Origin of the sequence: Lentibacter sp. XHP0401 (assembly GCF_025751535.1) — a bacterium.
Lineage (GTDB): Bacteria > Pseudomonadota > Alphaproteobacteria > Rhodobacterales > Rhodobacteraceae > Lentibacter.
In genome coordinates, this window is record NZ_JAOWLC010000010.1 from 87,266 (window position 1) to 100,845 (window position 13,580).

General features: G+C 58.5%; 14 protein-coding genes. 3 read left to right on the forward strand and 11 right to left on the reverse strand.

The genetic code is table 11. From position 1 onward, the window contains the following. Positions 1–17: 17 nt before the first annotated feature. The 5 genes from OE750_RS13495 to argH form a co-directional block, all read right to left on the reverse strand. Positions 18–2,609 (reverse strand): TIGR02302 family protein, encoded by a 2,592-nt coding sequence (locus OE750_RS13495; RefSeq protein WP_318528001.1) that lies wholly within the window; start codon positions 2,607–2,609, stop codon positions 18–20. Between the two features lie 47 nt (positions 2,610–2,656). Continuing rightward, positions 2,657–3,928 (reverse strand): diaminopimelate decarboxylase, encoded by a 1,272-nt coding sequence (lysA, locus tag OE750_RS13500; RefSeq protein ID WP_263764786.1) that lies wholly within the window; start codon positions 3,926–3,928, stop codon positions 2,657–2,659. Positions 3,929–3,990: 62 nt separating this feature from the next. Beyond that, positions 3,991–4,158 carry an argininosuccinate lyase gene (locus OE750_RS13505; RefSeq protein ID WP_263764787.1) on the reverse strand — a complete coding sequence of 56 codons (168 nt, stop codon included), beginning with the start codon at positions 4,156–4,158 and terminating at the stop codon, positions 3,991–3,993. 25 nt (positions 4,159–4,183) lie between these two features. Beyond that, complete coding sequence (locus OE750_RS13510) at positions 4,184–4,489, reverse strand: DUF2834 domain-containing protein (RefSeq protein ID WP_263764788.1); 306 nt, start codon at positions 4,487–4,489, stop codon at positions 4,184–4,186. After that, positions 4,486–5,877, reverse strand: a complete 1,392-nt coding sequence (argH, locus tag OE750_RS13515) for an argininosuccinate lyase (RefSeq protein ID WP_263764789.1) — start codon at positions 5,875–5,877, stop codon at positions 4,486–4,488. Before argH ends, OE750_RS13510 begins: the two co-directional genes overlap by 4 nt. Positions 5,878–5,899: 22 nt before the next feature. Between argH and OE750_RS13520 the strand changes: the two genes are divergently transcribed. Then, positions 5,900–6,508, forward strand: a complete 609-nt coding sequence (locus OE750_RS13520) for a TlpA family protein disulfide reductase (RefSeq protein ID WP_263764790.1) — start codon at positions 5,900–5,902, stop codon at positions 6,506–6,508. A 32-nt stretch (positions 6,509–6,540) separates the two neighbouring features. Then, positions 6,541–7,725, forward strand: a complete 1,185-nt coding sequence (locus tag OE750_RS13525; protein WP_263764791.1) for a lytic murein transglycosylase — start codon at positions 6,541–6,543, stop codon at positions 7,723–7,725. A 66-nt stretch (positions 7,726–7,791) separates the two neighbouring features. Here the strand turns inward: OE750_RS13525 and OE750_RS13530 are convergent, their stop codons facing one another. Both OE750_RS13530 and OE750_RS13535 read right to left on the reverse strand, forming a co-directional pair. After that, positions 7,792–8,586 carry an alpha/beta fold hydrolase gene (locus OE750_RS13530; RefSeq protein ID WP_263764792.1) on the reverse strand — a complete coding sequence of 265 codons (795 nt, stop codon included), beginning with the start codon at positions 8,584–8,586 and terminating at the stop codon, positions 7,792–7,794. Then, positions 8,583–9,185 (reverse strand): 2-hydroxychromene-2-carboxylate isomerase, encoded by a 603-nt coding sequence (locus OE750_RS13535; protein WP_263764793.1) that lies wholly within the window; start codon positions 9,183–9,185, stop codon positions 8,583–8,585. The genes OE750_RS13530 and OE750_RS13535 overlap by 4 nt, the downstream gene beginning before the upstream one ends. 136 nt (positions 9,186–9,321) lie before the next feature. On the opposite strand from OE750_RS13535, the gene OE750_RS13540 reads away from it, so the two are divergent. Further along, positions 9,322–10,332 carry a ribose-phosphate pyrophosphokinase gene (locus OE750_RS13540; protein ID WP_263764794.1) on the forward strand — a complete coding sequence of 337 codons (1,011 nt, stop codon included), beginning with the start codon at positions 9,322–9,324 and terminating at the stop codon, positions 10,330–10,332. Positions 10,333–10,373: 41 nt separating this feature from the next. Here OE750_RS13540 and OE750_RS13545 read toward each other — a convergent pair whose 3' ends face one another. From OE750_RS13545 to OE750_RS13560, 4 genes are all read right to left on the reverse strand, one after another. Beyond that, a complete protein-coding gene (locus OE750_RS13545; protein ID WP_263764795.1) occupies positions 10,374–10,721 on the reverse strand; it encodes an H-type lectin domain-containing protein in 348 nt (115 codons plus the stop codon). 114 nt (positions 10,722–10,835) lie between these two features. Next, on the reverse strand, positions 10,836–11,231 hold the full coding sequence (locus OE750_RS13550) for a F0F1 ATP synthase subunit epsilon (RefSeq protein WP_263764796.1): 396 nt from the start codon (positions 11,229–11,231) through the stop codon (positions 10,836–10,838). Positions 11,232–11,242: 11 nt separating this feature from the next. Beyond that, the gene (gene atpD, locus OE750_RS13555; RefSeq protein ID WP_263764797.1) at positions 11,243–12,667 is read right to left on the reverse strand and encodes a F0F1 ATP synthase subunit beta; all 1,425 of its coding nucleotides are present in this window, start codon (positions 12,665–12,667) and stop codon (positions 11,243–11,245) included. Between the two features lie 18 nt (positions 12,668–12,685). After that, positions 12,686–13,567, reverse strand: a complete 882-nt coding sequence (locus OE750_RS13560) for a F0F1 ATP synthase subunit gamma (RefSeq protein WP_263764798.1) — start codon at positions 13,565–13,567, stop codon at positions 12,686–12,688. Between the last annotated feature and the right edge of the window lie 13 nt (positions 13,568–13,580).

Sequence of the window (13,580 nt, forward strand, 5' to 3'; positions counted from 1 at the left end):
GTTAAAGACGAGACGCTTTAGAAACGGTCCAGCAAGCGCTCCAGATAGCTGCGCTCGGTGTCCGAGCGGCCCGCTTCACCTGTGCGGCGGCGGATCTCGTCGAGCAGTTCGCGCGCGCGGCGATAAACGTCTTCATTCCCCACCATGCTCTCTTCGGTTGAAGAAAAGCCGCGGCGGTTACGTCCCAGAGGGTCGGTGCTGTCGCGCCCTGCTGTCTCGGCGTTTTGCCCGTCCTGGCCCTGCTGGCCCTCGCGAGCCTGCGCCATTGCTTCGCCAAGGTTGTCCATGCCTTCGCGCAGGTTTTCCATCGCCTCGGCCTGACGGTCGATCGCCTCGGCCAAATCGTTCTGGCGCAGCGCCTCCTCTGCCTGCTCCATAGCGCGGCCCGCGTTGTCGAGCGCATCGCGCGCCGCCTCACCGGCCTCACCGCCCATCTGCGGCAAGCCTTGGGCCTGTCGCGAAAGCTCGTCGCGCAAGGCTTGCTGGCGCTCGGCCAATGACTGCTGTTGCTCCTGCCCACCGCCGCCTTCACCCTGGCCTTCTTCCTCGCCCGAGCCGTTCTGCCCCTGCTCGGCGCGGCCTTCGCCCTCGCCCTGGCCCTCGTGCTGTTCACCACGGCCCTGACCGCCGTTGCGGCCTTCGTTCTGGCCGCTCTCGCCCGCGCGTGCGTTCGGGTTGAACTGCTCCTGAAGGTCGCGGAAGGCTTGGTCTGACAGGCCCTGCTGCTCGCGCAGCGTGTCTGCCAGCCCTTCCATCGCCTCTTGCCCTTCACCCTGCCCGCTCTGGTTCTGGGTGACGCGCATGTTCTCCATCATTTCCTGAAACTCGCGCAGCGCCTGCTCGGCTTCAGCCATACGACCCTGCTCCATAAGCTCCTGAATGCGGTCCATCATGTCCTGCAAGTCCTGCTGGGAAAGCTGCATGCTCTCGCCTTGCTCTCCCTGCTCGCCGTCTTGCTCTTGCTGCTGTTGTTGGGCCAGCTGCTGCATATAATCGTCGGTCGCTTCGCGCAGCTCTTGCATCAGCTCCGCAATCTCCTCATCCGAAGCCCCGTTGCGCAGGGCTTCCGCCAACTTGTCCTGCGCCTCGCGCATCCGCTCCAAAGCGTCCGCAAGGTTGCCGTCTTCAAGGTTCAGCGCCAAATCCCACATCGCTCCGGCAAGCTCGCTCACCGTGTCGTCATCGAGACCGCCATAAGCAATCTTGGCTTCCATCCGCCGCAAGATCACCCGCAAGCGCAGGTAATCTGTCTCACGCTTGAAGAGGTCGTCAGGCTGATGCGAAATCGCACGTAAAAGCTGTGCAATGCGTGGCCCGTTCTTGCGGTTCCAAAGCAGATCGCGGCGCAACTCGACAACGGCGGCCGCGACAGGGTTGAAAAACTTGCGCGCCACAAGGCTGATCTCGACAGCCCCGCTCCTGCCCGTCTGCCCCGCTTCGTCTTCGGCCTCGAAATTGATCGTCACCGGCAGGTTCGCCCAGGGATGCTGCGAAAAGTTCTCCATCAACGTCTCGTCAAAATCATCACGTGCACCTGTCACAGGCAAGGGCAGCGGCACAGTGATCGGCGTCTGGCTTTCAGGCTCCAAAGCCAGCCCATAGCGTCGGTCAAGCCGCGCCATATCAAGCGCAATCACAGCTTCGCCGCCTTCTATCCCGTAGTCATCCACCGCTTCAAACGGCATACTAAACGTGCCGCCCGCAGCCGTTTCGGCAGGGCCGATCGGGTCAATACGCGGCGCTTCATCAGGCACCGCAACAATGTCCCAGCTCCGTCCGCCGGCGCCAGAGATATCAAGCTCCCCATCACGCACAATTACAAAGCTTTGCTCGGGAGCAGCAACGGAAGCCACCTCGTTAAGTTGCGCTGAAACCGTCTCGTTCACCGTAAGCGCGCCCGCCGCACCATAGAGCCGCAGCGTCACCTCGCTGCCCTCGGGCAGATTCAGCACATCGGCATCGGTATCATTCAGATAAATAGAGGGCAGCCCCGTATAAAGCGGCGGCTCAGCCCAGCCTTCCCAGCTTGGTCCCATCGCCGCCGCCGCCGCGCCGCCGCCGGGGGCCGCGATCTCGGCAACCGTGCCAAGCCGCCAGACCGAGCCGAACACAAGCGCCACAGCCAGCGCCAGTAGCGCGACATACCGCAACCCGAACGGGTCGGCCCCGGCAAGGCGGATGGTCGGCGGAATCGCGCGTGCGCTGCGGATTTTCTCAATCATACGGCGTTGATATTCACGCCAAAGCGCCTCCGAGGCGGCATCCCCTGCGCCAATCACCTGCCTGTCGCGCACCGCGCGAATAGGTCTGCCTGGAAGGTTCGCATCAATACGCTCCAAGGCCTCTTCACGGCTCGGAGCCACAAAACGGCGCCATGCATACCAAGCACCAAAACCCGCCGACAAAGCAGCCAGAACAATGAAGCCCCAGACAATCTCGAGCGGCAAAACATCATGCAAACCGAGGAAAAAAAAGGCCAGAGTGGCAATAACAGCCGACCAGAGCGGCCAGAATCCCACACAAAGCCGCTCGGCCCAAAGACCGATAAAAGTGAGCATGACCTGATCTTTCAGATCAATCCGCTCTGGCTTTTTTTCTGGGTCTGGCAAGCCGCTTCTCCGCCGATATCAGCACTGATTTGCAGCCAAATCGCGCCTCAGCGGTCCAGCCACTCGGGTATCGTATCGCGCGCGAGCATTTCTTCCAAGCTCGGACGTGGACGAATGACAGCAAATTGATCACCCTTCACCAAAACTTCGGGAATGAGTGGCCGGGAATTGTATTCGCTTGCCATCACCGCGCCATATGCGCCGGCACTGCGAAAAGCGACCAGTTCCCCCTCACGCATCGCGGCCATAGAGCGTGCTTTGGCAAAAGTATCACCGCTTTCGCAGACAGGTCCGACTATATCATAAACCTCAGGCTCGGCCCCTGCCGCAGGCTCCACCACAGGGATAATATCGTGGTAAGCATCATACATCGCAGGGCGGATAAGGTCGTTCATCGCGGCATCCAGAATGAGGAATTGCCGCCCCTCACCCTGCTTCACATAAACGACATCGCTTACAAGAACACCCGCATTTCCTGCAATCAGCCGCCCCGGTTCAATCTCGATCTCGCAGTCAAGCTCACCCAGAACCTCTTTCACCATCCTGCCGTAATCGGTTGGCAAAGGCGGTGCAGTGTTTGAGCGCTCGTAAGGAATGCCAAGCCCGCCGCCAAGATCAAGACGGCGAATCTCATGCCCGTCCTCGCGCAAGGCAAGTGTCAGGTCTTTGACCTTTTCATAAGCCTGGCGAAACGGCTCAAGCTCGGTCAGCTGGCTGCCGATGTGCACATCAATCCCGACAATCTCAAGCCCCTCAAGGCGGGCCGCATGGGCATAAACCGCGCGCGCCTTGGCGATCGGAATACCAAACTTGTTCTCGCTCTTTCCGGTGGCAATCTTGGCGTGGGTTTTAGCGTCTACATCAGGGTTTACGCGGATGGTGATCGGGGCCTTCACTCCCAGCTCAAGCGCAACCGCGTTGAGCCGCTCCATCTCGGGTTCACTCTCGATATTAAACTGGCGGATACCGCCCTCAAGCGCCACGCGCATCTCGTCGCGCGTTTTACCCACACCGGAGAATACGATCTTGTCACCCGAAACACCCGCCGCCTTGGCCCGCGCATATTCACCGCCCGAGACCACATCCATTCCGGCGCCCATATCGGCCAGCACCTTGAGAATCGCAAGGTTTGACGCCGCTTTCATGGCGTAACACACCAAATGGTCCATCCCCTCCAGGGCCTCGTCAAAGAGTCGGAAATGGCGCTCCAGTGTGGCCGTAGAATAGCAGTAAAACGGCGTGCCAACCGCCGCCGCAATCGCGCTCAGCGGCACGTCTTCGGCGTAGAGTTCGCCGTTGTTGTAGAGAAAATGATCCATAGCGCGCCCCTAAGCTGTCTTGCGCCTGCTCTAGCGCACCTTGGCCCGCGCGCCAAGCAGCTTCAATTGTAAATCACACCAACGGTGGCATGGCCCGACACTGTTAGCCCGCCAGCCGGTGCACCTGTCTGAGGCCTTACAGTTTCAGCCTCCGGGCGCACAGGCTTTCCCTCGGCACCGCAGCCCGCCAGCATCATTAGGCTCATGCCCACCACTATAAACCGCGTCATCACAAGTCCTCCTGCACGCACAAGCCTATGCCTTTCGCTCGCGCAAATAAAGATACAGCGGCAAGCCACAGCTCACGCCAATGCAAAATGTCGCGGGAATGGCCAGCAGTCTGGGCCAGTCACGCTTTTGCATTGTCTCATAGATCGCCCAGATCGTCAGGCCGAGCGCGGAAATAATCAAATCCCAGGTCAGCCCCGTGGTCGAGGCATTCACATACCAAGCCTGGCCCAGCCCCACGAGGCCCACACCCTCTTCGCGCATGTATGTCACAAAGTAATACATCGGATGTACGGCACCCCAAAGCGCGAGCGCAAGCCAAACCAGTCTCACGCCAGCAGCTCTTTCCAGCGCGCAATCTGTTTGCGCACCTCAGAGGGCGCCGTGCCGCCATAGCTTGTGCGCGACGCGACAGAGGCTTCCACCGTCAGCACGCTAAACACATCCTCCGTAATCGCCGCGTTGACCGTTTGCATCTCTTCAAGGCTCAGATCAGGCAAGTCACAGCCCTTCGCCTCGGCCATAGCCACAAGGCTTCCCGTCACATGATGCGCATCACGGAAGGGCATCCCTTGCACGCGCACGCACCAGTCAGCCAAATCGGTCGCGGTGGAGAAGCCGCTGCCTGCCGCCGCCGCAAGACTCTCACGGTTGGCGCTCATATCGCGCACCATCCCCTCCATCGCGGCCAGTGCCAGCATCAGGTTGTCGGCGGCATCGAAGACCTGTTCCTTATCTTCCTGCATGTCCTTTGAATAGGCCAGCGGCAGCCCCTTCATAACCATCATCAGAGCCACATTCGCTCCAAAAATCCGTCCGATCTTGGCGCGGATCAGCTCGGCTGCATCAGGGTTTTTCTTTTGCGGCATAATGCTGGAGCCGGTCGAGAAACTGTCGCTCAGCTGCACAAACCGAAACTGCGCCGATGACCAGATCACCAGCTCCTCGGCAAAGCGCGAGAGGTGCATCGCACAAATGCTCGCCGCACTCAGAAACTCCAGCGCAAAGTCACGGTCGCTCACCGCATCCAGCGAATTCGCCGCAGGGCGGTCAAACCCGAGCGCCTCCGCCGTCATATTGCGATCAATCGGAAAGGATGTGCCCGCCAGCGCCGCCGCGCCCAAGGGGCTTTCGTTCATCCGCTTGCGCGCATCTTCAAAGCGCGAGGCATCGCGCCCCAGCATTTCGACATAGGCCATCATATGATGGCCCCATGTCACGGGCTGCGCCGTCTGCAAATGCGTAAACCCGGGCATCACCCAATCAGCCCCGGCCTCGGCCTGCCCCAGAAACGCCAGCTGAAGCGCCTTGATCCCGCTCACCGCTGCGTCCATTTGTCCGCGCACCCAAAGTTTGAAGTCGGTCGCAACCTGGTCGTTGCGCGAGCGCCCCGTGTGCAGACGCCCGGCAGGCTCGCCTATCAAAGCTTTCAGGCGGCTCTCCACATTCATGTGGATGTCTTCAAGCTGCGTCGAAAATTCAAACGTCCCGCCTTCGATCTCTGACAAGACCGTGAGCAGCCCTTCCCTCATCGCCTTGGCATCGCTATCACTCACAATGCCTGTCGCCGCCAACATAGCGGCATGGGCCCTTGAGCCGGCAATGTCTTCGGCCGCCATACGTTGGTCATACCCGATCGAGGCGTTGATCGCCTCCATGATCGCGTCTACGCCAGCCGAAAAGCGGCCGCCCCACATTTGGTTTGAGGTGTCGTTGCTCATAGGTCTTGCCGCCTTCGAAAGGATGAAAATGTCTCGCTCCAAGCTGGTTTATACCGCTCTCGCCGCAATCGCAATCATCGCTGGCCTTTTCGCCTTCGCCCCCTCAACCTCCGTCACAGGCGGGCTGTCCGAAGCCACCCGCGCCGAGGTTCAGGCGCTGCAAACGGGTGACATGAAGAAACTGGTGCTCTACCCCGCGCCCCAAGCTGTCGCAACCGCGCCCTACACAAAGCCCGAGGGTGGCACAGCCACGCTCGCGGAGCACAAAGGCAAAATCGTCCTGCTCAACTTCTGGGCCACATGGTGCGCCCCTTGCCGCAAGGAAATGCCCCTGCTCGCCGAGCTTCAGACCGAGCTTGGCGGCGAAGACTTTGAAGTCGTTACAATCGCCACGGGCAAAAACGACCCTGCCGCCATGGCCCGCTTTTTCTCCGAAATCGGTGTCACTAACCTGCCGCTTCACGCCGATCCAAAATCGGCTGTCGCCCGTGAAATGGGCGTCCTCGGCCTCCCCGCCACAATAATCATCACCCGCGACGGAACAGAAGTCGCCCGCCTTCTGGGCGATGCCGACTGGGCCTCCGACAGCGCAAAAAACATCCTGAAGGCCCTCATCGCCGCCAACGACTAGGTCCGCGGCCCCTATTTAAAAGGAACGCTACAATGCCCCTGAATCGCCGCGCCCTCATCGCCACATCCCTCGCCTTTGCAGCCTCTCCCGCCTTCGCGCGCGCAGGGTTTGAAGCATGGCTCAACACATTCCGCCGGAAAGCAGCCAGCGCAGGTATCTCCGAGCGCACACTCAACGCTGCGCTCAATGGCGTTCAGTTCCTGCCCAAAGTCGTAGCAAATGATTCCCGCCAAGCCGAAGTCGCCAAACCTTTGGAAGACTACCTCGCCTCTGCCGCTTCGGGCGCGCGGCTCTCGGGCGGGCGAAAAGCTCTCAAGCGGTATAACTCTGTGCTCACGAACATCGAGCGCTCCTACGGTGTCGAAAAGGAAGTCATCACCGCCATCTGGGGCATGGAAAGTGCCTATGGTAGTTTTCGCGGCAGCGAGCCTGTGTTTTCCACGCTGAGCACCTTGGCCTTTGAAGGCCGCCGCCGCGATCTTTTTGAGGCGGAACTTCTCGCCGCCCTCCAGATCGTCGAGGCGGGTCACGCCAGCCCGAATGAAATGCGCGGCAGCTTCGCAGGTGCGATGGGCCACACCCAGTTCATGCCCTCAACCTACCATCGCCATGCGCAAGACTATGACAGATCAGGCCATGCCAACATCTGGGGTGATGATCCGACAGACGCGCTCGCCTCCACCGCCCAACTCCTCAAATCCGAAGGCTGGCGCAAAGGTCAGCCGTGGGCCATTGAAGCACAGCTCCCAAGCGGGTTCGACCTTGCCCTGTCAGGCCGCATCTTTCCGCGCCGCACCCGCGCGTGGCAAAAGCTCGGCGTCACAGCCGCAGCCGGCGGTAAGCTGCCCGATCATGGCAACGGCGCACTCATCCTGCCCGCTGGCCCCGAAGGTCCGGTGTTTATGATCTACGACAACTTCCACGTCATCAAAAAATACAACTACGCCGACAGCTACGCCATCGGTGTGGGCCACCTCTCCGACCGCCTCGCAGGGCGCGGCCAGATCCGCTCGGGCTTTCCAAACAATCCGTGGGGCATGAGCACCCGCGAGCGTCAGGCGCTCCAGAAGCGGCTCAACGATCGCGGCTTTGGCGCTGGCAACCCCGATGGGGTGATCGGCGAAAAGGGCCGCGCCGCGATCCGCGCGTATGAGCAGTCCCGTGGGATGCCTGTGACAGGCGTTCCGAGCAAAGCTCTGCTGGCTTCGCTCGGGTAAGCCCTGTCTTTCGTTGTCCATACTGTTGTATATACAACTTGCCCCATAGCCAGACCTACGTCTGCTTCAGAGGTTCCAAAACGCCCGCATCTGTGCTGCACATTCCTTGGGGTGACTGATCGGAGCCATGTGCCCCGCCCCCTCGATAGCGCCCGTCTGCGCCGCAGGTATACGCCGCGCCAACCCCGCGTTAATCGTCTCGACAACATGAGGCGATTGGCTCCCGCGGAGCAAAAGAACCGGCATATCAAGCGCTTGCATGCGCCCCTCTGCGAGCATTCCCGCCGTGTCTTCATATAAAGCAGGGCCAGCATCAATGATAACTTGAATGCGCGAAGCCATGTCATCCTGCGTCTCTTTGGGCATCATGGCCCAAGGCAGCCCGCCGCCCCACTGTCCCAGAAAGGCTTTCGTGGCCGCATGTCGCCCTTCATTCGTCAGGACTTCCTCTAAGGCACTCATATCACTTACAAAATCAGGATCATCCGCAAGAGCCACAGCAAAGAAAACCGGCTCGATCAGCACAAGGCTACGCACCCTCTCGGGCGCGTCCAAAGCCAACCGCAAGGCAACCGTTGCACCAAAAGAATGTCCAACCAAATCAATAGGTTCATCGCTCAGGAAACTCTTCGCAACGGCCGTGCAAGCATCATGATAGCTGCCTTTACCGTCCCACATAGCACTCCGCCCGTGGCTCAGAAAGTCGGGCGCATCAAAGGTGAACTTACCCTCAAACTGCGCCGACAGCCCGCGCCACGCACCACCGTGCGCCAACGAGCAATGCAGCATCAGCCCCTTGCGCGGCCCCGTTCCAAGACTACGCGACCAGACGCTATATCCAGCGCGTTCTTGCAGGCTCACAGATCACCTGCAAGATGCGCAGCCATGTCATCAAGGCGGTCCTGGCCCCAGAATTTCTCACCGTTTTCAAGGATATAGAAAGGCGATCCGAAAACACCGCGCTCGACAGCTTCTTCCAGATTTCGCGCATAAGTCTCCGCACCGACAAGCATCCCGCTCATCGTGAGACCACGGTCAAAGCCTGCAGCCTCAAGGCAATCCTGTACCACAGCCTCCTCGCCAATATCTTTTTCTTCCGCCCAGGTGGCCCGCAGGATGCTGTGGGTCAACTTGCCGACATCCCCTCCACCGGCTTCCTGAGCAGCAATAATAGCGTAGCTGGAAGGCGCCGGATTGGTCGGCCAAAACATCGGCTTGGGAAACGTCATCGGTAATCCTGCCTTTTTGACCTGACGACGCAGTTCCTGATTACGGTAATCCATCCGCGCAGGGTGTCTGTCAGCGGGCGCCGTGCCACCGGTGCGCGCGAAAAGGGCCATTATATCCAGAGGCTTATACACCACAGTCAGCCCGTGTCTGGCTGCAATTTCTTCGGCACGCAGCCCTGCCAGATAGGCCCAAGGGCTCAACGTGGTGAAATAGTAGTCAATCGTCGCCATGATGTTTGCCTTCTCATTTTTTCGCGTACCTTTGGCCAATGCGGCCATGTGCACCTTTGCCAGACATGAGTTAGATGCTAAGCGGTGTCAACGTCACGATTCTGTCATGAATTACTCAAGCCGGGGACCGCGCCACATGTCACTCACCAAAGAACCCAAACTCATCGCCGGCAATGCCAACATGCCCCTCGCCAAAGCCATCGCGCGCCGCATGTCGCTACATCGCGGTGTGAGCCAAGGGCTGGTCGAAGCACGGGTCGAGCGGTTCAACGACGGTGAAATCTTTGTCGAAGTATTTGACAATGTGCGCGGCGAGGACATGTTCATCATCCAGAGCACATCCAACCCCGCCAACGACAACCTAATGGAACTGCTCATCATGGCCGATGCTCTGCGCCGCTCCTCGGCCCAGCGGATTACGGCGGTCATTCCCTATTTCGGCTATGCCCGTCAGGACCGCCGCTCAAAGGCCCGCACCCCCATTTCAGCCAAGCTCGTGGCCAACATGCTTGTCGGTACAGGCATCGAGCGGGTTCTGACAATGGACCTTCACGCCGCCCAAATTCAGGGCTTTTTCGATATCCCCGTAGACAACCTCTACGCATCGCCCATCTTCGCGCTCGACATCAAGCACCAGTTTAAAGATGATCTCGACGATATCATGGTTGTTTCCCCCGATGTTGGCGGTGTGGCCCGCGCCCGCGAGCTTGCCAAACGGATCAATGCCCCGCTTTCCATCGTGGACAAGCGCCGCGAAAAGGCCGGGGAAGTTGCCGAGATGACAGTGATTGGCGATGTTTCCGGTAAGAAATGCTTCATCGTCGACGACATGGTCGACACAGCCGGCACACTCTGCAAAGCGGCCGAAGTGCTGATGCAGAACGGAGCATCCGAAGTTCACGCCTACATCACACACGGCGTTCTCTCGGGCCCGGCCTGTGAGCGGATTTCCAAATCAGTCATGAAATCGCTCGTCATCACAGACACTATCTCCGCGTCGGAAGAAGCCAAGAAAACCCCGAACATCCGCGTTGTGCCGACCGCGCCGATGTTTGCTCAGGCGATCCTCAATATCTGGAACGGAACCTCTGTCAGTTCTCTGTTTGATACCGAAATGCTTGAGCCGATTTACGAAGGTATGTTCTAAGGCGCCCGTAGGGTAGGTGCCAACCCACCACTCTCAATGCCTTAATAAAGCTCCCAGTCGTCTTCGCTCCGGACAGGTCCGATGGCCATCCAGCCCGCTCGAATACGGGCGATCTTTGTGTCTCCCCAAGTGCGGAAGACAAGGTCAAATCCCGCTGCCGTTATGTTCTCGGCCTCGATATCTGCGCGCACATTTGTATCGCTGTCCACATCCCAAAGCGTCAGCGAACAATGTACACTGGGGCTGGCGTTAAACGCTTCGCGGAAAGTGATGGGCTTGCGCATCTCGCGGTTGCCCGAGCCCGTCCACATCTCGCCACCATCTTGAAAATGCTCAAAAATAACGTCATTGCCCTGCGTTATACCGATAGAGCCGGTAAATTTTTTCATGATGTTCCTGTCAGTTTCCAAAGCGTAAATCCAACACCAAAAACCATAGACAAAAAAAATGCCCCAACTCTGAATGAGTTGAGGCATATCACTTTTATTTAAGACTGCACAACGTCAGACCATGTTTTGCATAAGCTCTTCAAGGTCCGCCAGCAGAAGTTCGGCCATATCGCGGTTTTCAGGAACAGCATTCGCTGCCGCTTCTTTCGCCGCAGCCACAACGGGCTCCAGATCAGCCGCTTTGGCATCGGCCAAAGGAATGGCTTTCTCTGCCAAAACAGACAGCCCCTCGGGGTTGATCTCGGCAAAACCGCCAGTGACAGCATATGAGACATTGCCCTCAGGGCCGCTCACAGCCAGAACACCGGGCCGCAACGTGGTGATTACAGGCGCATGGTTCGGCATAGCCGTCATTTGCCCGTCTGCACCCGGGATCTGCACCGATGTCACTTGCATGGAAGCAAGGTTGCGCTCGGGGCTTACCAGATCAAATTGCATTGTCTCGGCCATTAGTGCCTCCTTTAAGCAGCGTCAGCTGCCATTTTCTCGGCTTTGGCAATCACGTCCGCGATGCCACCCACCATGTAGAAAGCGCCTTCCGGAAGGTGATCGTATTCACCCGCCACAACGGCTTTGAACGACGAGATCGTTTCTTCGAGCTGAACCTGAACACCGTCAGAGCCAGTGAAGACTTTGGCAACGTCAAATGGCTGGCTGAGGAAGCGCTCGATCTTACGCGCACGGGCAACCGTCATTTTGTCTTCTTCTGACAATTCGTCCATGCCGAGGATCGCGATGATGTCTTGCAGTGACTTATAGCGCTGCAGGATTTGCTGAACATCTGTCGCAACCTTGTAGTGCTCTTCACCGATGATCTGCGGATCGAGAAGGCGTGATGTCGAACCAAGCGGATCAACAGCAGGGTAGATGCCTTTTTCCGAGATCGCACGGTCAAGAACCGTTGTCGCGTCAAGGTGGGCAAATGATGTTGCAGGTGCAGGGTCGGTCAAGTCATCCGCAGGAACGTATACGGCCTGAACCGATGTAATCGAACCGTTCTTGGTGGATGAGATGCGCTCTTGCATCTGGCCCATGTCCGTCGCCAGTGTTGGCTGATAGCCAACCGCTGAAGGAATACGGCCGAGCAGAGCCGAAACTTCCGAACCCGCTTGTGTAAAGCGGAAGATGTTGTCCACAAAGAACAGAACGTCTGAACCTGAGTCATCACGGAACTGTTCTGCAAGCGAAAGGCCTGTCAAAGCAACACGCATACGCGCACCGGGAGGCTCGTTCATCTGGCCATAAACCAGAGCAATTTTTGAATCGACCAGATTATCAGGAACGATAACGCCGGATTCAATCATCTCGTGGTAAAGGTCGTTGCCTTCACGTGTCCGCTCACCAACACCCGCGAACACTGATACACCCGAGTGCACTTTCGCGATGTTGTTGATCAGTTCCATGATCAAAACTGTTTTGCCAACACCGGCACCGCCGAAGAGACCAATTTTACCACCCTTGGTATAAGGCGCCAGAAGGTCGATAACTTTGATACCTGTTGTCAGGATCTCGGTTGCTGTTGACTGCTCTTCAAAAGAAGGTGCATCGCCGTGAATAGAGCGGCGGTCTTTCGCATCAACAGGGCCTTTTTCGTCAACAGGATCGCCTGTCACGTTCAGGATGCGGCCCAATGTGCCAGGACCAACAGGAACCGAAATCGGCTCGCCCAGGTCGGTTACAGCCTGACCGCGCACCAGACCTTCGGTCGCATCCATCGCGATGGTGCGCACGGTGCTCTCGCCGAGGTGCTGCGCAACCTCGAGAATGAGGCGCTTGCCGTTGTTGTCTGTTTCAAGGGCGTTCAGAATTTCGGGCAGCGCGTCTTCGAACTGCACGTCCACAACAGCGCCGATCACCTGGGTGATTTTGCCTTTTGCATTAGCCATTTATTCGTCTCCGGTTTCTTAGAGCGCCTCAGCGCCCGAGATAATCTCGATAAGCTCGTTCGTAATCACAGCCTGACGCGAGCGGTTATACTCAACAGTCAGATCGTCGATCATGTCGCCAGCGTTGCGGGTTGCGTTGTCCATAGCAGACATCCGCGCGCCTTGTTCGCTTGCGCCGTTTTCCAGCAGCGCCGCAAATATCTGCGTCGCAACACCGCGCGGCAAGAGGTCTGCCAGAATCTGGTCCTGGTCAGGCTCGTAGTCATAATCCGCACTCACGCCAGCAGCATCGCCCTCTGGCGCGTCATAGCTGGCCGGAATGACCTGCAACGCTGTCGGGATCTGGCTGATAACAGACTGGAACTGGGCGTAAAAAATCGTCGCGACGTCGAACTCTCCCGCTTCAAAGCGCGAGAGAAGATCGGTCGCGATATCCTTGGCATTGTCATAGCCAAGTTTTTTCACTTCGCTCAGATCCACATGGGATACCATGTGAGACTGATAATCCCGCTTCAGCTGCTCGCGGCCTTTTTTGCCCACGGTCAGAATTTTCACGGTCTTGCCTTCGCCCAGAAGCTTCTGGGCCTGCTGCTTTGCAAGCTTCACGATGTTCGTGTTGAAGCCGCCGCAAAGCCCGCGCTCCGAGGTCATGACAACGAGCAGATGCACCTTGTCGTCACCCGTGCCGCGCAGCAAAAGCGGCGCGCCGTCAGATGTTCCCACGGAAGCAGCCAACCCACCCAGAACCGCGTTAAAGCGCTCTGTATAGGGCCGTGAGGCTTCGGCAGCTTCCTGTGCCCGCCGCAGTTTTGCGGCGGCCACCATTTGCATGGCCTTCGTGATCTTACGGGTCGATTTGACCGACGAGATCCGGTTCTTAAGGTCCTTGAGATTTGGCATTGCCCTATCTCCC

Bases quoted from the DNA above. Each gene is read 5' to 3' on its own strand.
- OE750_RS13540 (WP_263764794.1), top strand. From the start codon at position 9,322: ATGTCACTCACCAAAGAACCCAAACTCATCGCCGGCAATGCCAACATG.
- lysA (WP_263764786.1), bottom strand. From the start codon at position 3,928: ATGGATCATTTTCTCTACAACAACGGCGAACTCTACGCCGAAGACGTG.
- OE750_RS13560 (WP_263764798.1), bottom strand. From the start codon at position 13,567: ATGCCAAATCTCAAGGACCTTAAGAACCGGATCTCGTCGGTCAAATCG.
- OE750_RS13545 (WP_263764795.1), bottom strand. From the start codon at position 10,721: ATGAAAAAATTTACCGGCTCTATCGGTATAACGCAGGGCAATGACGTT.
- atpD (WP_263764797.1), bottom strand. From the start codon at position 12,667: ATGGCTAATGCAAAAGGCAAAATCACCCAGGTGATCGGCGCTGTTGTG.
- OE750_RS13535 (WP_263764793.1), bottom strand. From the start codon at position 9,185: ATGGCGACGATTGACTACTATTTCACCACGTTGAGCCCTTGGGCCTAT.
- OE750_RS13520 (WP_263764790.1), top strand. From the start codon at position 5,900: ATGAAAATGTCTCGCTCCAAGCTGGTTTATACCGCTCTCGCCGCAATC.
- argH (WP_263764789.1), bottom strand. From the start codon at position 5,877: ATGAGCAACGACACCTCAAACCAAATGTGGGGCGGCCGCTTTTCGGCT.
- OE750_RS13525 (WP_263764791.1), top strand. From the start codon at position 6,541: ATGCCCCTGAATCGCCGCGCCCTCATCGCCACATCCCTCGCCTTTGCA.
- OE750_RS13550 (WP_263764796.1), bottom strand. From the start codon at position 11,231: ATGGCCGAGACAATGCAATTTGATCTGGTAAGCCCCGAGCGCAACCTT.
- OE750_RS13505 (WP_263764787.1), bottom strand. From the start codon at position 4,158: ATGACGCGGTTTATAGTGGTGGGCATGAGCCTAATGATGCTGGCGGGC.